Raw genomic sequence first — 16,457 nt, 5'->3', positions numbered from 1 at the left:
CCTCAGTCGGAGAACGTCCGCCCCTCCGCCGCCATCCGCTCCAGCAGCGCGGGCGGGGCGAAGCGCTCGCCGTAGGCGGCGGCGAGCTCGCGGGCGCGGGCCGCGAAGCCGGCCGGGCCGCCCTCGTACCCGTTGATGTACTGGAACACGCCGCCCGTCCAGGCCGGGAAGCCGATGCCGAGGATGGAGCCGACGTTGGCGTCCGCGACGGAGGTCAGCACGCCCTCCTCCAGGCAGCGCACCGAGTCGAGCGCCTCGCTGAACAGCATGCGCTCCTTGAGGTCCTCGAAGGGCACGTCGGCGTCGGCACGGGTGAAGTGCTCGCGCAGCCCGGGCCAGAGCTTCCCGCGTCGGCCGTCCTCGCCGTACTCGTAGAAGCCGGCGCCGCCGCTGCGGCCGGGGCGGCCGAACTCGTCGACCATGCGGTCGACGACCGCGTCGGCCGGGTGCGGCGTCCAGGTGCCGCCGGCCGCCTCGGTGGCGCGGCGGTACTCGTCGCGGATCTTGCGAGGCAGGGTCAGGGTGAGCTCGTCCATCAGCGAGAGCACCTTGGCGGGATAGCCGGCCTGGGCCGCGGCCTGCTCGATACTGGCGGGCTCGATGCCCTCGCCGATCATCGCGACGCCCTCGTTGAGGAACTGGCCGATCACGCGGGAGGTGAAGAAGCCGCGCGAGTCGTTGACGACGATCGGGGTCTTGTCGATCTGCCGGACGAGGTCGAAGGCGCGGGCGAGGGCCTCGTCGCCGGTCTGCGGGCCGCGGATGATCTCCACCAGCCGCATCTTGTCGACCGGCGAGAAGAAGTGCAGGCCGATGAAGTCGCCCACCCGCTGGACGCCTTCGGCGAGCACGCCGATGGGCAGGGTGGAGGTGTTGGAGCAGAGCAGCGCGTCGGGGACGACGACGCCCTCGATCTCCTGGAACACCTTGTGCTTGAGCTCGGTGTTCTCGAAGACGGCCTCGATCACCGCGTCGCAGCCGGCCAGGTCGGCGGGGTCGGCCGTGGGGGTGATCCGGGCGAGCAGCTCGTCGCGCTTGGCCTCGGTGGAGCGGCCGTGGGCGACGGCCTTCTCCAGCAGGCCCGCGCTGTAGGCCTTGCCGCGCTCGGCGGCCTCGACGCTGACGTCCTTGAGCACGACCTCGATGCCGGCCTTGGCGCACGCGTAGGCGATGCCCGCGCCCATCATGCCCGCGCCGAGCACGGCGACCTTGCGGATCGTCCGCTTCTCGACGTCCTTCGGGCGGCCGGCGCCCGAGTTGACGGCCTGCATGTCGAAGAACAGGGCCTGGATCATGTTCTTGCTGGTCTGCCCGCAGGCCAGCTCGGTGAAGTAGCGGGCCTCGATCGCCATGGCCGTGTCGACGTCGACCTGGGAGCTCTCGACGGCGGCGGCGAGGATGTTGCGCGGGGCCGGGTAGGGCGCGCCGGCCAGCTGCTTGCGCAGGTTGGCCGGGAAGGCGGGCAGGTTGGCGGCGAGCGCCGGGGTCGACGGGGTGCCGCCGGGGATCTTGTAGCCCTTGACGTCCCAGGGCTGGACGGCGGTCGGGTTGGCCGCGATCCAGGCCCGTGCCTTCGCCGTCAGCTCCTCGGGGGTGGCGGCGAGTTCGTGAACGATCCCCTGCTCCAGCGCCTGCGCCGGGCGGTACTGGCGGCCCTGGAGCAGCACCTTGAGCAGGGCGTCGGCGATGCCGAACAGCCGCACCGTGCGGACCACTCCACCGCCGCCGGGCAGCAGGCCGAGGGTCACCTCCGGCAGGCCGATCCGGCTTGCCGGGGTGTCCAGGGCGATCCGGTGGTGGCAGGCGAGCGCGATCTCCAGCCCACCGCCGAGGGCGCTGCCGTTGACGGCGGCGACGACCGGCTTGCCGAGGGTCTCCAGAGTGCGCAGCGCGCGCTTGATCCGCATCGACTTCTCGAAGACGGCGGCAGCGTCCTCGGGGCGGGCGGCGGAGAGCATCCGGAGGTCTCCCCCGGCGAAGAAGGTCTTCTTGCCCGAGGTGACGACGACTCCGCGCAGCCCGTCCGAGGCGGCGAGGCCGGCCAGCCGCTCGACGACGGTGTCGAAGTCGGCGGTGAAGGCGTCGTTCATGGTGTTGACGGACTGGCTGGGGTCGTCGAGGACGAGGGTGACCACGCCGTCCTGGTCCTGCTCCCAGCGGATGGTGGTGGTGTCGCTCATGAGGTCAGGGTCTCCGGGGATCCGAGGAACGGGGAGGGAGGTCAGATGCGCTCGACGACGGTGGCGATGCCCATGCCGCCGCCCACGCACAGGGTGACGAGGCCGTAGCGCAGGTCGCGCCGCTCCAGTTCGTCGATCACGGTGCCGAGCAGCATCGCACCGGTGGCCCCGAGCGGGTGGCCGAGCGCGATCGCGCCGCCGTTGACGTTCACCTGGTCGTGGCGGAAGCCGAGTTCGCGCATGAAGCGCAGCGCGACGGCCGCGAAGGCCTCGTTGATCTCGACGAGGTCGATGTCGGCGGCGGTGAGGCCGGCCTTGGCGAGGGCCTTGCGGGTGGCCGGGGCGGGGCCGGTGAGCATGATGGTCGGCTCGGAGCCGGAGACGGCCGCGGAGACGATCCGGGCCCGCGGGCGCAGCCCGTACCGCTCGCCGACCTCGCGGTTGCCGATGGCGACCAGCGCGGCGCCGTCCACGATGCCGGAGGAGTTGCCGGCGTGGTGGACGTGGTCGATGGCCTCGACCCAGTGGTACTTCTGCAGCGCGACGGCGTCGAAGCCGCCGGCCTCGCCGATCTGGGCGAAGGAGGGCTTGAGGCCGGCCAGGGTCTCGACCGTGGTGCCGGGGCGGATGAACTCGTCGCGGTCCAGGACCACCAGGCCGTTGCGGTCGCGCACCGGGATGACCGAGCGGTCGAACAGGCCGTCCGCCTGGGCCTTGGCGGCGCGCGCCTGGGACTCGGCGGCGAAGGCGTCGACGTCGGTGCGCGAGAGGCCCTCGATGGTGGCGATGAGGTCGGCGCCGATGCCCTGCGGGGCGAAGTTGGTCTCGTAGGCGGTCATCGGGTCGGCGAACCAGGCGCCGCCGTCGGAGGCCATCTTCACCCGGGACATGGACTCCACGCCGCCGGCCAGGATGAGGTCCTCCCAGCCCGAACGGACCTTGGCGGCAGCCAGGTTGACGGCCTCCAGGCCGGAGGCGCAGAAGCGGTTCTCCTGCACGCCGGCGACGGTGTCGGGCAGGCCGGCGGCGATCGCGGCGATCCGGGCGATGTCGGAGCCCTGGTCGCCGATCGGGCTGACGACGCCGAGCACGATGTCGTCGATCGCGGCCGGGTCCAGGTCGGGGAAGCGACTGCGCAGTTCGTGGATCAAGCCGACGACCAGGTCGATCGGCTTGGTGCCGTGCAGCGAGCCGGTGGCCTTGCCCCGGCCGCGCGGGGTGCGGATCGCGTCGTAGACGTACGCTTCGGTGGTCACGGTGGGAACGCCTTTCGGGGCTTCAGGACTTCGGAGCTTCAGGACTTCGAGGCTTGGGGACTTCGGGGCTTGGGAACGGTGGGCTCGGGGGGAGGGGAGTCAGCCGAGGATGGAGCGACCCACGATCTCCTTCATGATCTCGGTGGTGCCGCCGTAGATGGTCTGGATGCGACCGTCGGTGAACGCCCGGGCGACCGGGAACTCGCTCATGTACCCGTACCCGCCGTGCAGTTGGAGGCACCGGTCGGCGGTGCGCTTCTGCAGTTCGGTGGCCCACCACTTGGCCATCGAGGCGTCCGCCGGGGTGAGTGCGTAGCGGTTGTGCTCGGTGATGCAGCGGTCGACGAACGCCCGGGTGACGGCGCACTCGGTGGCGAGTTCGGCGATCTCGAAGCGCACGTGCTGGAGCTTGGCGAGGGGGCGCCCGAAGGCCTCGCGCTGCTTGACGTAGTCGGTCGTGATCTCGACCAGGTGCTCGGCCCCGGCGATCGCGGCGACGGCGATCGCGAGCCGCTCCTGGGCGAGGTTCTGCATCAGATGGACGAACCCGCCGTTGAGCTCGCCGAGCAGGTTCTCCTTCGGCACCTTCACGTCCTCGAAGAACAGCTCGGCGGTGTCCTGGGACTTCTGGCCGATCTTGTCGAGGTTGCGGCCGCGCTCGAAGCCGGGCGTGCCGCGCTCGACGACGAGCAGGCTCAGTCCGTGCGCGCCGCCCTCGGGGGTGGTGCGGGCGACGACGATCACCAGGTCGGCGAGGATGCCGTTGGAGATGAAGGTCTTGGCGCCGTTGAGCAGGTAGTGGTCGCCCTGGTCGACCGCCTGGGTGCGGATGCCCTGGAGGTCGGAGCCGGTGCCGGGCTCGGTCATCGCGATCGCGGTGATGATCTCGCCGCTGCAGAAGCCGGGCAGCCAGCGGCGCTTCTGCTCCTCGGTGGCGAGCGATGTGAGGTAGGGGCCGATGATGTCGTTGTGCAGCCCGATCGCCAGCCCGGGGGCGCCCGCGCGCGCGAACTCCTCGGCCAGCACGGCGGCGTAACGGAAGTCCGGGGCGCCGCCGCCGCCGAACTCCTCGGGGACGGCGATGCCGAGCAGGCCCTGGCGACCGGCCGCCAGCCAGACGGAACGGTCGACGATGCCGGCCTTCTCCCAGCGGTCGTAGTGCGGCAGGACCTCCTTGGCGAGGAACGACCGGACGGTGTCCCGGAAGTCGTCGTGCTGCTCGGTGAAGATGTCGCGCTGCAACGCTACGCTCCTTGGTCTACTTCTCGGTCTACTGCTCGGGCTGCTGCTCGGTCTGCTGTGGAGTTGTCCGGGTCGGGGCTCAGGAGGGGCACGTCCCAGTCGCGGGCCACCTCGGCGGTGTGCGCGCCGGGCCGGGCCGGTGGGCGGCGCAGTGCGCCGGGGGTGGCGGAGAACCGCGGGGCGGGCGCGGGCTGGGTGACGCCGTCCGCCTCCACGTAGGTGCCGCGGGCCGCCAGGTGGGCGTCGGCGACCGCCTGGCGCATCGTCAGGACGGGCTCCACGCAGGCGTCGGAGCCGGCGAAGACGTCCTCCCATTCGGCGCGGGTGCGGGTGGCGAAGCGTTCGGCGATCAGGGCGCGCAGTTCGGGCCAGCGGGCGAGGTCGTGCTGGCCGGGCGCGTCCGGGCCGAGGCCGAGCAGGCGGGCGAACTCGGCGTAGAAGCGCGGCTCCAGGGCGCCGACGGCGAGGTGGCCGCCGTCCGCCGCCCGGTAGACCGCGTAGAAGGGAGCGCCGCCGTCGAGCAGGTTCACGCCCCGGCGGTCCTGCCAGTGGCCGACCGCGAGCAGGCCCCACAGCATGCTGCCGAGGTGGGCGGCGCCGTCCACGATCGCCGCGTCGACGACCTGGCCGGTTCCGGTGGCACGGGCGTGGTGCAGCGCGGCGAGCAGGCCGACGACGAGGTAGAGCGAGCCGCCCGCATAGTCGCCGAGCAGGTTCGCGGGGATCCCGGGCGCCTCCTCGGCCCCGCCGGGGGCGGCGACCAGCCCGAGCACACCGGCGACGGCCGCGTAGCCGATGTCATGTCCGGCCTGCGCGGCGCGCGGCCCCTCCTGCCCCCAGCCGGTCATCCGGCCGTACACCAGGGCGGGGTTGCGCGCGAGGGACGCGTCCGGGCCGACGCCGAGCCGCTCGGCGACACCGGGCCGGTAGCCCTCGATCAGCAGGTCGGCCCGCTCGACGAGGTCGAGCACCCGGGCGGGCCCGTCGGGGGACTTGAGGTCGATCAGCACCGAGCGCTTGTTGCGGTTGGTGACGTCCCGCGCCGGGTCGATGCCGAGCGGCGAGGGGTCGGGCCGGTCCACCCTGACCACGTCCGCGCCGAGGTCCGCGAGCAGCATGGCGGCGAAGGGCCCGGGGCCGATCCCCGCGAGCTCGACCACCCGCACGCCCGCCAACGGGCCGACGCCCACCGCCTGGGAATCACTGGTGTCACGCACGGGCTGCAGAACCCTTCGGGGTTTGACAGTAAAGCTGTAACACTCGCGATGATAGAGAAGCGACCCGCCGGTAACAAGACCTCCGCACCCCCACTCCCTGTGCCACGACGACCACGGAGGGTGCCCACGCCCACCGACGGCGCCACCCGCTACCGTCACCGTGTCGTGGGGGGCACCGGCTCTCCACACGGGGAGGGAGACGCACATGGGAACCCGGACTTCACCACCGGGCCGGCAGCGGCCGGAACGAGCCCCGGCGGTGGCAAGGGGGCGGTCGGGGTGGTGGATGCGGCGCTCAGGAGGCGCGGGTTCACCACGTGGAGGTTGAGGGGGCGGCGGCGGCGGTGGTGCTTGCGATCGCGGCCGGAGTCACGGGTGTGCCGCTGTACAACCTGACCATTGTCGGCGGGCCCGACACGGTGCGCGACGGGGCCGCGACGGCGGACGAGGTGCACGACACCCTGGGAGCCGGGCGGATCAGCGAACAGCGGGTCGGGGACTCATCGGCGACGGCGGTCGACCCGGTCGGCGGCTGCGGCGCGACGGTCACCTTCGGGCTGTTCGGGAAGTCCCGGAAGTCGGTCTGGTTCAAGGTGCGGCGCGACGCGAAGAGCGCTGTCGACCTGGCCTCACCGGAGGCCAGGCTCTTCTCCGGGGACTCGGTCGGCTCGGTGACCCCCGGCACGGCGTGGGCCCTACTCCCCGACGGCTGCCAGAAGGGCCTGCGCGCGGAGGTGCAGGGCTCGGACGGCAGCGACGAGGGCCGGGCCCGGCTGGCGGTGGCCTACGCCAACCACGCCGCCAAGGCGCTGAATTGCAAGGGCAAGGAACTGCCCGCGCCGAAGGGCCTCTCGGCGCGGGGCGTCCCGGCGACACCCGACTGGACCGCCCTCTGCGGCCTGCCCGGGCTGGCGCCCGCCAGGGACCCGCAGGCCAGGGATGGCGCCTACAAGCAGCGGGTCACCACCGCCTCCGCCCCCATCTGGTCTTGCGCGATCGGCACACGGTCGTCGCAAAGCTCCGACGTGCAGTTCACGATCACCACGGAACCGCGCGTCACCACCCCCTCCCACGAGAGCGGCAGGTCGCCGTCCCCGTACGGGCGGGCGCTGTGGACGGGCGAGCCGGGCTCCCAGGAAGTCGTCGCCACCTGTCGCGGCAAGGACGTCTTCTTCCACCTCGACAGCGGCTACGAGCCAGTGATCGACAGTCAGCGCCTGGTCCCGGACGGCAACGACCTGTGGCGCCAGTTCCTCACGGCCGGGGGCAAGGCAGTCGGATGCGAGCCGATCCTCTGAGACACCCCCGATTGAGACACCCCCGATTCTCTGCGGCGCCTCGCATAGGAGACACCTGTCGGATAAGGAGACACCTGTCGGAGTAATGGTCTATTGTGCGATCGATCCATTACACCTGACGCGGATGACACTGGGGAACCGTCATGACCGTTGCCGAACGCACGATCGTCGCCGAGACCGGACGGCTGCTGCTGACGCGGCCGCAGGACGACGACGTCGAGGCGGTGTTCGCCGTTCACGGGGATCCGGAGACCAACCGGTACAACCCGTACGGGCCGCACCGGGACCGCTCGGAGAGCCGGGCGATGCTGGACACCTTCCTGGCCCGCTGGACGCGGGACGGGGTCGGGTACTGCGCGGTGGCGACGCGCGAGGAGCCGGGGGTGGTGATCGGGTTCGCGGGGGTGTGCCTCCACACTCTGGACGGCGAAGCGGTGTTCAACCTCTACTACCGCTTCCGGCCGTCTGCCTGGGGCCTCGGGTACGCGGCCGAGGCGGCCCGGGCGGCGCTCGCCGAGGCCCTGCCCCGGTTCCCGGGCCTGCCGGTGACCGCGCTGATCCGCGCCGACAACGCGCCGTCGCGGCGGCTGGCCGAGCGGCTCGGGCTGGTCCCGGACCCGGACGGCCGGGTCGACCACGAGGACCGGCTGATCCACCGGATGCCCTGACGGTCCGACCAGGGGCGCGCCGGATCCCCCGCCAGGGGGAGGGGGATCCTTTCCGCGGCCGACGTGCCGCCCCCGTCCCCGGCACGACGGTAATGGCATGAGGAACAAAGAGGATGTGGTGCGGGGCGTTGCGGCCGGAGTCGCGATGGCCTCGACGGTGCCGTACCTGACGCTCAAGATGGCGTGGCTGTGCGGGTCCGAGGCCGGCGTGCGCGATCCGGCCGCCATGGACAAGCTGTGGCTGCTCAACCTCATCACCTTCGGCATGGACGTGATCGCCCTGGCGCTCGCGCTCACCTTCGTCCGGCCGTGGGGCCGGCGGGTGCGGGCCGGGCTGGTGGCGTTCCCGATGTGGGTGGCGACCGGGCTGCTCGGGACGATCCTGGTGGCCGTGCCGACGTCGCTGATCGCCGGGCTGGTGCTCGGCCCGGAGCACCAGAACGCGGCGCAGCGGGCCGACGACGGCCTCGCGAGCTGGGTGTTCGTGCTCGTGTACGGCGGGTTCTCGGTGCAGGGGGTGGCGCTGATCCTCGCGTTCGTCCTGTACGCCCGCCGGCGCTGGGCGGGCCTGCTGCGCGATCGGATCGGCGACCTGCCCGACTCCCCCACCCTCGTCGTGCAGCGGGTCTTCGCCGGCGTGGCCGCGCTGCTCGGGCTGGGCGTCGCGGCGTTCCGGGCGTATTGGGCGGCGGGCGGGACGGCCGGGCTGCCGCTGCGCTGGGCCGAGGAGCGCAGCAGGTCGATCGCGACGATGGACGCGGTGTCGGCGGTGATGGCGGTGGCCGCGGCGGCAGCGGTGATGGTGCTGGTGTTCCGGATCGGACCGGGGCGCCGGCTGCGGACGCCGTTCGCGGTGGCGTGGACGGCGGCCGGGTCGATCTTCGGCTGGGGCTCCTGGCAGCTGGTGGCGTTCGGGAGCACGACGACCGTGCCCGACCTGCGGAGCGCGGTGCCCGGGCTGATGGTGCTGGTGGAGGCCGGGCAGGTCGTGGCCGGCCTGCTGATCCTGGCGGCGGGCGCGATGGCGCTGACCGAACGGGCGGCGGCGGCCGCCGGGAGGCCGCTGCCTGCCGTAGAGTCGCGCGCGTGACCACGGGGGCGGGCAGGTGAACACGCGCGCGGACGCGCAGCGGCAGGGCGGGATCCGGCGGGCGGCGGAGGCGCTGGTCGGGCGGCGGGCACGGCTGCGCTGGGTGCACCTGGTGCTCGGCGGCGCCCTGCTGATGCCGTACTGGATGCTCTCGCAGGTGCTGCTCGGCGCGCTCAACACCAACCAGTCGCACCTGCGCCAACTCCTGCTCCAGCTCCTCTCGGTGGGCATCTCGCTGCCGATGGCCGCCGTCACCGCGCTGCTGCCGACCGTCCGCACGCTGGAGAGCGCGGCGGCGCGCGCCCTGTGCACGCCGGACCGGCCCGAGGACCTGGCCACCGCCCCGGCCCGGTCGTGGGCGGCCCGGCGCCGCGCCGCCGCCTGGTACGTGCTGCACCTGTTCCTCGGCGGGGTGGTCTCCGGCATGACGCTGGCCGGGGTGCCGTTCGCGGTCGTGCTGATCCTCCACCTCCCGGGGGCCGGCGACCTCACCGACCACTTGGAACGCGGCTTCCCCGGCTGGATTCTCACCGGCGTCGCCCTCGGGACGGCCGTCATGGCCCTGATCGTCGGCACCAACGCGGCGTGCGGCGCACTGCTCGCCCGCTGGGCGCCCGTCCTGCTCGGCCCGACCCCGGAGGAGCGGCTGGCCGTGGCCGAACGCCGGGCCGCCGTGCTCGCCCAGCGCAACCGGCTGGCCCGCGAGCTGCACGACTCGGTCGGGCACGCGCTGAGCGCCGTCGGCATCCAGGCCTCGGCGGCGGCCCGGGTGCTGCGCAGCGACCCGGAGTTCGCCGCCGAGGCGCTGGCCGCGATCGAGGAGACCGCGCGGGCCGCCGTCGCCGAACTCGACACCGTGCTGGGCCTGTTGCGCGAGGAGGACACCGGCGACGGACCCGCGGGGCCCACCCTCGCCGGGCTGGACGACCTGCTGCGCCAGCTCGCCCGCACCGGCGTGCGCGTCGACGCCGAGCTCTCCCCCGGCCTGGACCGGCTGCCGCCGGCGGTCTCCCGCGAGGCGTACCGGATCGTCCAGGAGGGCCTCACCAACGTGCTGCGGCACGCCGGGCCCGCGCCGGCCGGGCTGCAGGTGGCCCTGGCGGACGGCCGACTGGACATCGAACTGACCAACCCCCTGGGCCCCGCGCGCCCCAGCCGCCCTGGCGGCGGGCGCGGACTGCGCGGCATCGGGGAGCGGGCGGCGGCGCTGCGGGGCGGCAGCGAGGCGGGGCCGGTCGAGGACGGGACGGCATGGCGGCTGGCCGTCTGGCTGCCCGCCGGACGATAGGGACCGACGACGATGGGAACCGACGGAGCGCCGGACGGCGTACGGGGAGGACGAGATGACGGGGAACATCCGCGTGGTGATCGCGGACGACGAGCGGCTGGTCCGGATGGGCCTGCGGGTGGTGATCGACGCCGAGCCGGACCTCACCGTCGTCGGTGAGGCGGCGGACGGCGCCGAGGTCGTGCCGCTGGTGCGCGAACTGCGGCCGGACGTCGTGCTGATGGACGTCCGGATGCCGGGCATCAACGGGATCCGGGCGACCGAACAGCTGGTCGGCGGGATGGCCGAGCCGCCGCGGATCCTCGTCGTGACCACCTTCGAGCACGACGACCACGTGTACGACGCGCTGCGGGCCGGCGCCGCCGGGTTCCTGCTGAAGCGGGCGCGGGCCGAGGAGATGGTGCAGGCGGTACGGCTGGTCGCGCGCGGGGACTCGCTGCTCTTCCCGGCAGCCGTCCGGGAGCTCGCGCTGCGGCACGCGCCCGCGCCCGCGAACGGCGCCGCCGCCCCGGACCGGGGGCCGATCGGGCGGCTGACCGAGCGTGAGGCCCAGGTGCTGCGGCTGATGGCCACCGGGCTGAACAACGGGGAGATCGCGCGGGAGCTCGTCGTCAGCCAGGAGACGGTGAAGACCCACGTCGGCAGCGTGCTCGCGAAGCTCGGCGCACGGGACCGCACCCAGGCGGTGATCGCGGCCTACGAGTCGGGGTTCGTGCTCCCGGGTTGAAACCCGGGTTGAGAGCACTGCACCTTCTTCCGCAGGGACGATTCTTTCGTCCGGCCACTACCTGCGAGTAGAGTGCTTCGATCCCCTGCCCGTCCGATACCTCCCGTATCGCCTGAAACGAACTGGTGGCCGTATGTCGGTCCGGACCCACCCGGCGCTGTGGTGGCGCACGGGCATCGCGCTGTCGGCCTTCCTCGGTCTGACGCTCGGCAACGCGTCGCTGGTGTACTTCACCGTGCAGAGCAACGTCATCGTGCTCGGGTACTTCATCGGCGCGGCCTACTGGATGCTCAAGCGCGGCACCGTGGAAGCGCCCGCGCCCCGGCTGCGCGGCGCCGCCACCCTGTACATCGTCATCACCGGGCTGGTCTCGCACATCCTGCTGCAGCACGGCGCCAACCCGCTGCCGGGGCTGGTCGACGGGCCGGACAAGCTGGCGCACTGGTCGTCGTTCTTCCTGCACTACGTGACGCCGGTGATGGTGGTCGCCGACTGGCTGGTACTCAAGCCCCGCAACGCCTCCGCCTGGCGGGACATACCGCTCTGGCTGGCCTTCCCGCTCGGGTACGCGGCGATCGTGCTCACCCGCAACGCGCTGTTCGCCGACTTCCCGCTGAAGTACCCGTACTTCTTCTTCGACCCGACCACCAAGGGCTACGGCTACGTGTGGGGCCAGATCGGCATGCTGACGGTCGAGTTCGTCGCGCTCGGCGCGGCCGTGGTCGGCCTGGACCGGCTGGGCACGCTGGTCACGGGCAAGCTACGGCCGGCCGCCACCGAGGCGTAGTTCCCGCGGCACGGCAGCCCGCCGAGAACCTCAGATCCGCCAGGAGCGGATCCGGTCGGCCGCCGCGTACACGTCCGCCCGGCCCTCGACGACGTCCCGGGCCAGCTCCACCAGCGCGCCGTACGGCGGGTCGATGCCCTCGCCGGCGGCGTGCATGTACGCGGCCGTGGTCATGCAGGCGTACAGGTTGTTGCGCACCGGGAGCGGGCGGAGCAGCACGATCGTGTGCATCAGCGTCGCCGCGCACCACGCGGCGTCGGCATCGTGCCCGAGCTGCGCGGTGTTGACCCGGTGCCGGGCGACGGCGGCCTGGAGCGCCGAGTAGTCCCGCACACTCAGGTCCTCGGGCGAGGCGTGCTCCTGGACGTCCAGCAGCCAGCGCAGATCGACGTGCAGCACCGTCACGTCCGCACCCCTCACGCGGCAGGCGCGTCCTCCGGGAACGCAGCGTCGAACTCCGCGCGGTGCTCCTTCCAGAACTCCACCGCGTGATCGACGAACACCCGCCGCTGCTGCTCCCGCACGCTCAGGTCGTGCACGTAGGCTTTGACACTCTTCCCGTCCGCGGCCGCCGCCGCCCGGATCGCGGCGAGCTCGTGCTCCGTGTACTCGATGTTGAGCGCTGGCATGACCCCGATGCTACTGGCTCCCAAGGCAGTTGAACACCGACCCCGCCCATCTCACAGACGGCCACCGCCCGGTTTTCAGCTGCACGCAGCGAGGGCACGGCCGGCCGGCGGACGCGAGCGGGTTCACCGAGCCGGTGGCGGTCCTCACCTCCTCGCCGCCCGTCAGCGCCGCCGAGACCCCGACGAGCCGGCCGTGCTCAGGGACTCGGCCCTGAGCACGGCCCGGTGGGTCCTCTAGGAGGAGCAGCAGGGGCGGTGAACAGTCGGCAGCAAGGGCTACATCGGATCCACCGCCCTCAGCTCGCCGTCCAGCTCCAGCCAGCGCGTGAGACCCAGGCCGCGCAGGAACGGCAGGTCATGGCTGGCCACGATCAGTGCGCCCTGGTAGGCGGCGAGCGCCTGGGTGAGCTGGCGGACGCTGGCGAGGTCCAGGTTGTTGGTCGGCTCGTCGAGCAGCAGCAGCTGCGGCGGCGGGTCGGCCAGCAGCAGGGCCGCCAGCGTGGCCCGGAACCGCTCGCCGCCGGAGAGCGTGTCGGCCTGCTGATCGGCCCGCCCGCCGCGGAACAGGAAGCGGGCGAGCCGGGCGCGGATCGCGTTGTCCCCGGCGGCCGGGGCGAACCGCTTGACGTTCTCCACGACGGTGAGCCCGTCGTCCAGCAGGTCGAGCCGCTGGGGCAGGTGGCGCAGCGGCACCGGTGTGGTGACCTCCCCCTCCAGCGGGGCGAGTTCGCCCGCGATGGTGCGCAGCAGGGTGGTCTTGCCGGCGCCGTTGCCCCCGACCAGGGCGATCCGCTCGGGGCCGCGCAGGTCGAGGTCGGCAGTGGTGCCGCGAGGCATCCGGACCTTCTGCAGGGTGAGCACGGTGCGCCCGGCCGGGACGGCGGTGCGCGGTAGGTCGATCCTGATCTCGGCGTCGTCGCGCACCGCCTCCTCGGCGGCGGTGAGCCGCTGCTTGGCCTCCTCCAGGCGCTCGGTGTGCATGCCGGTGAGCCGGCCCGCCGTCTCCTGGCCCTGGCGCTTGAGCATGCCGGCGAAGATGTGCGGGTCGTTGCGGGTGACCGAGCGCTTCTTGCCGTAGCTGGCGCTGCGGTCGAGCCGGACGCGGGCCTCGGCCAGGTCACGCTTCTGGCGCTGGACGTCGGCCTCGGCGTTGCGCAGGAGCCGCTCGGCCGTCTCCTGCTGGGCGGCGAGGGTGCGCTCGTACTCGGTGAAGTTGCCGCCGTACCAGGTGATCCGGCCGTCCCGCAGGTCGGCGATCTGGTCGACGTGTTCGAGCAGTTCGCGGTCGTGGCTGACGATCAGCATGACGCCGCGCCAGCCGGCCACCGTCTCGTAGAGCCGCTCGCGGGCGGCCCGGTCGAGGTTGTTGGTGGGCTCGTCGAGCAGCAGGACGTCGGGGCGGCGCAGCAGCAGGGCGGCCAGCCGCAGCAACACGGCCTCGCCGCCCGAGAGTTCGCCGGTGGTGCGGTCGAGGCCGAGGCGCTGCAGGCCGAGCTTGTCGAGGGTGGCGCGGGCGCGCTCCTCGACGTCCCAGTCGTCGCCGACGGCGTCGAAGTGGTGCTGGGCGGTGTCGCCGGACTCGATGGCGTGCAGGGCCTCGCGGGCGGCCCGGACGCCGAGCGCCTCGTCCACCCGCAGGGTGGTGTCGAGCGTCAGGCCCTGGGGCAGGTAGCCGAGTTCGCCCGCGACGCGGACGGCGCCGCCGGAGGGCGTGAGGTCCCCGGCGATCAGCCGCAGCAGCGTGGACTTGCCGGCGCCGTTGAGCCCGATCAGGCCGGTGCGGCCGGGGCCGACGGCCAGGTGGAAGCCGTCGAGGACGGGCTTGCCGTCGGGCCACTCGAAAGCGAGGTCGGTGCAGAGGACGGCGGTGGTGGGTTGTGCCATGGTCGGCCTCCCGGTTGGTTGCTGATGGGACGTGGGGTGAGCAACACGGGGAGACACCGCGGGTGCGGAAGGGTGCGAAGGGGCACGGCGGAGAGCGGCAGCAAGCGGCGGAAGAACGCCACCGGAGCCGTGGGGAACCACAGGAGCCGTGGGAGCCACGAGGCCGTGACCGAGGTCGCACACCATGACGCACACCGCGCGGCGGAACGGCCTGCGCGGCGGGGCGGTGTCCTGGGACCTCAGTAGTTCAACGGCCTGCTCCTGTTCGGGTGACTGACGGGCACGACGTTACGGACCCTCCGCACCGCGCCACAACCGAATTTCCGCGCGCCCCGAACCTCCGTACACCCCGAACTTCCGTACGCCGTGCGGACCGGCGTCGGACGAGCCCCGGCCGGCGCGGGGGACGGCGGCGCGGGCAAGGTGCCGATCCGGTGCCGATCCCGTGACAGCCTCGTCGCAGTCGGGGGTGGAGTGGAGGAAGCCCTTGCGCGGCATGGCAGACTCCTCACCTGCCATACCTGCGGCCCTCGTGGCCGTACCCGCGGATCGGGCCGTATGGCGTTCATATACAGGGGGAACCGAACACCATGTCATCGATATCCCGGACCACCCGTGCCGCTCTGGGCGCATCCGTCGTCACGCTGACGATGGTGCTGGCCTCGGCGTGCGGCCCGGACAACAGCGACAGCACGAACGGGGCGCAGACCGCGGCGCCCACCACCGCTGCCGCGGCGAGCGACGCGGCCAAGCCGGGTGCCGCGCCGATCAAGCTCCCGACGGTCGACGAGATCAAGAAGTGGAAGCCCGAGGACTGGGAGAAGTGGGCCCAGGCCAACGTCATCACCCCTGCCGTCAAGGGCTACTGGGACCTGCAGAAGATCCTGAAGGCCAAGCCGGTCAAGCCGGGCCTGGGCAACCAGCCCACCGGCCAGCCGACCGCCCCGGCCCCGGCCCCGACCAGCGCCGCCCCGGCGCCGGCCCAGCCGACCTCGCAGGCCCCGGTCCAGCCGCCGGCCGACGGCGGCAACGACCCGAAGCCGGCCCTGGTCCAGATGAAGCCGGTCCCGCACCCCTTCACGAAGAACCTGGACGTCAACGGGAAGCTGTTCTTCATGGACGGCAACCAGGAGTACGTCTGCTCCGGCACCGTGATCTCCGACCCGGCCAACCCGGGCAAGAGCAACCTGGTGTGGACCGCGAGCCACTGCCTGCACGGCGGCAAGGGCGGCAAGTCGCACACCAACATCGTCTTCGCCCCGGCCTTCAACAGCAACGGCGTGCTGAGCGGCGGCAAGCAGGGCAGCCTGGCGCAGGCCGAGCCGTTCGGCGAGTGGGGCGCCACCGCCGGCATCGTCTCGCCGACCTGGGCCGGCGAGGCCGACCCGGAGAGCGGCGGCCCGTGGAGCCAGTACGACTTCGGCATCATCCGGGTCGCCAACCCGGACGGCAGCGGCAAGTCGCTGGAGGAGACGGTCGGCGGCTCCGTGCCGGTCTGGTTCAACGCCCCGCGCGACCAGATCACCGCGGTCAGCAGCTACGGCTACCCGGCCGCCAAGCCGTTCGACGGCATGGAGCTGGACCACTGCGACGCCCCGAAGCCGGTGCGCCGCACCATCGACCCGTCCCGCCCGGCCATGCTGACCACCGGCTGCAACGGCACCGGCGGCGACAGCGGCGGCGGCTGGTTCGCCACGAAGGACGGCAAGCAGGTGCTGGTCTCGGACACCTCCATCGGTGGCGAGGACAACACCTGGGAGGCCGGCCCGTACCTGGACGACGTCGCGGCCAAGGCGCTGGACTACATCTCGAAGAAGACCAAGTGACGAAGAAGACCAGGTGACGCGCTGAGCCCACCACCCGCGGGGCCCGCTGCCGGAAACGGCCGCGGGCCCCGCGCCCTTCCGCCCGGCCCGCACCGATCGGGCCGGGCCCACGCTTTTCCGCCCGGGCCCCGCGCCTCCGTAGAATCGGCCCCATCATGAGCGCCACACTCGTAGTCAAGGACCTCAGCGCCGGCCACGGCGAACGCACCCTCTTCTCCGGCCTGGACCTGGTCGTCGCCCCCGGTGACGTGATCGGCCTGGTCGGCGTGAACGGCGCCGGCAAGTCGACCCTGCTGCGCCTGCTGGCCGGGCTGGACACCCCCGAGGCGGGCGCGCTGCGGCTCAGCCCGGCGAGCGCCAACGTC

At 72.8% G+C, this 16,457-nt stretch carries 15 protein-coding genes; 8 read left to right on the top strand and 7 right to left on the bottom strand.

What is annotated here, in order from left to right; genetic code table 11:
- Positions 1–2: 2 nt before the first annotated feature.
- The 4 genes from AB0O00_RS14940 to AB0O00_RS14925 all read right to left on the bottom strand — a co-directional run bounded on the left by AB0O00_RS14940 (position 3) and on the right by AB0O00_RS14925 (position 5,844).
- Positions 3–2,180 carry a 3-hydroxyacyl-CoA dehydrogenase NAD-binding domain-containing protein gene (locus AB0O00_RS14940; RefSeq protein ID WP_363651760.1) on the bottom strand — a complete coding sequence of 726 codons (2,178 nt, stop codon included), beginning with the start codon at positions 2,178–2,180 and terminating at the stop codon, positions 3–5.
- Between the two features lie 41 nt (positions 2,181–2,221).
- On the bottom strand, positions 2,222–3,436 hold the full coding sequence (locus AB0O00_RS14935; RefSeq protein ID WP_363651758.1) for an acetyl-CoA C-acetyltransferase: 1,215 nt from the start codon (positions 3,434–3,436) through the stop codon (positions 2,222–2,224).
- Between the two features lie 99 nt (positions 3,437–3,535).
- The gene (locus AB0O00_RS14930; RefSeq protein WP_363651756.1) at positions 3,536–4,678 is read right to left on the bottom strand and encodes an acyl-CoA dehydrogenase family protein; all 1,143 of its coding nucleotides are present in this window, start codon (positions 4,676–4,678) and stop codon (positions 3,536–3,538) included.
- Positions 4,679–4,680: 2 nt separating this feature from the next.
- Complete coding sequence (locus tag AB0O00_RS14925) at positions 4,681–5,844, bottom strand: CaiB/BaiF CoA-transferase family protein (RefSeq protein WP_363651762.1); 1,164 nt, start codon at positions 5,842–5,844, stop codon at positions 4,681–4,683.
- Positions 5,845–6,212: 368 nt separating this feature from the next.
- Between AB0O00_RS14925 and AB0O00_RS14920 the strand changes: the two genes are divergently transcribed.
- The 6 genes from AB0O00_RS14920 (at position 6,213) to AB0O00_RS14895 (ending at position 11,753) form a co-directional block, all read left to right on the top strand.
- Entirely contained in the window at positions 6,213–7,193 is a 981-nt protein-coding gene (locus AB0O00_RS14920; RefSeq protein WP_363651754.1) for a hypothetical protein, read from the top strand.
- A 143-nt stretch (positions 7,194–7,336) separates the two neighbouring features.
- Positions 7,337–7,861: a GNAT family N-acetyltransferase gene (locus AB0O00_RS14915; protein WP_363651752.1), complete on the top strand. Its 525-nt coding sequence runs from the start codon at positions 7,337–7,339 to the stop codon at positions 7,859–7,861.
- Positions 7,862–7,958: 97 nt separating this feature from the next.
- Complete coding sequence (locus tag AB0O00_RS14910; protein ID WP_363651750.1) at positions 7,959–8,951, top strand: hypothetical protein; 993 nt, start codon at positions 7,959–7,961, stop codon at positions 8,949–8,951.
- Positions 8,952–8,967: 16 nt separating this feature from the next.
- Entirely contained in the window at positions 8,968–10,239 is a 1,272-nt protein-coding gene (locus tag AB0O00_RS14905) for a histidine kinase (RefSeq protein ID WP_363651749.1), read from the top strand.
- 55 nt (positions 10,240–10,294) lie between these two features.
- A complete protein-coding gene (locus AB0O00_RS14900; RefSeq protein ID WP_363651747.1) occupies positions 10,295–10,966 on the top strand; it encodes a response regulator transcription factor in 672 nt (223 codons plus the stop codon).
- Between the two features lie 133 nt (positions 10,967–11,099).
- Positions 11,100–11,753 carry a Pr6Pr family membrane protein gene (locus AB0O00_RS14895; protein WP_363651745.1) on the top strand — a complete coding sequence of 218 codons (654 nt, stop codon included), beginning with the start codon at positions 11,100–11,102 and terminating at the stop codon, positions 11,751–11,753.
- Positions 11,754–11,783: 30 nt separating this feature from the next.
- Here the strand turns inward: AB0O00_RS14895 and AB0O00_RS14890 are convergent, their stop codons facing one another.
- From AB0O00_RS14890 to AB0O00_RS14880, 3 genes are all read right to left on the bottom strand, one after another.
- The gene (locus tag AB0O00_RS14890) at positions 11,784–12,173 is read right to left on the bottom strand and encodes a toxin Doc (RefSeq protein ID WP_363651743.1); all 390 of its coding nucleotides are present in this window, start codon (positions 12,171–12,173) and stop codon (positions 11,784–11,786) included.
- Positions 12,170–12,382, bottom strand: coding sequence for a hypothetical protein (locus AB0O00_RS14885; RefSeq protein ID WP_363651742.1), 213 nt, complete (start codon positions 12,380–12,382; stop codon positions 12,170–12,172). Before AB0O00_RS14885 ends, AB0O00_RS14890 begins: the two co-directional genes overlap by 4 nt.
- Before the next feature lie 276 nt (positions 12,383–12,658).
- Positions 12,659–14,266: an ABC-F family ATP-binding cassette domain-containing protein gene (locus tag AB0O00_RS14880; RefSeq protein ID WP_363651740.1), complete on the bottom strand. Its 1,608-nt coding sequence runs from the start codon at positions 14,264–14,266 to the stop codon at positions 12,659–12,661.
- A gap of 590 nt (positions 14,267–14,856) precedes the next feature.
- Between AB0O00_RS14880 and AB0O00_RS14875 the strand changes: the two genes are divergently transcribed.
- The gene (locus tag AB0O00_RS14875) at positions 14,857–16,092 is read left to right on the top strand and encodes a hypothetical protein (protein WP_363651738.1); all 1,236 of its coding nucleotides are present in this window, start codon (positions 14,857–14,859) and stop codon (positions 16,090–16,092) included.
- Between the two features lie 155 nt (positions 16,093–16,247).
- A partial coding sequence (locus AB0O00_RS14870) for an ATP-binding cassette domain-containing protein (protein ID WP_363651736.1) occupies positions 16,248–16,457 on the top strand: 210 nt, incomplete at its 3' end.

The sequence above is a fragment of the Kitasatospora sp. NPDC093558 genome, assembly GCF_040683475.1.
In the GTDB taxonomy this organism is placed as follows: domain Bacteria; phylum Actinomycetota; class Actinomycetes; order Streptomycetales; family Streptomycetaceae; genus Kitasatospora.
The sequence above is the reverse complement of the archived record's forward strand: the minus strand, read 5'-3'. Positions and strand labels throughout refer to the sequence as shown.

Coding starts and splice junctions, on each gene's coding strand:
- AB0O00_RS14875 (WP_363651738.1), top strand. CDS start 14,857: ATGTCATCGATATCCCGGACCACCCGTGCCGCTCTGGGCGCATCCGTC.
- AB0O00_RS14900 (WP_363651747.1), top strand. CDS start 10,295: ATGACGGGGAACATCCGCGTGGTGATCGCGGACGACGAGCGGCTGGTC.
- AB0O00_RS14885 (WP_363651742.1), bottom strand. CDS start 12,382: ATGCCAGCGCTCAACATCGAGTACACGGAGCACGAGCTCGCCGCGATC.
- AB0O00_RS14910 (WP_363651750.1), top strand. CDS start 7,959: ATGAGGAACAAAGAGGATGTGGTGCGGGGCGTTGCGGCCGGAGTCGCG.
- AB0O00_RS14895 (WP_363651745.1), top strand. CDS start 11,100: ATGTCGGTCCGGACCCACCCGGCGCTGTGGTGGCGCACGGGCATCGCG.
- AB0O00_RS14880 (WP_363651740.1), bottom strand. CDS start 14,266: ATGGCACAACCCACCACCGCCGTCCTCTGCACCGACCTCGCTTTCGAG.
- AB0O00_RS14940 (WP_363651760.1), bottom strand. CDS start 2,180: ATGAGCGACACCACCACCATCCGCTGGGAGCAGGACCAGGACGGCGTG.
- AB0O00_RS14915 (WP_363651752.1), top strand. CDS start 7,337: ATGACCGTTGCCGAACGCACGATCGTCGCCGAGACCGGACGGCTGCTG.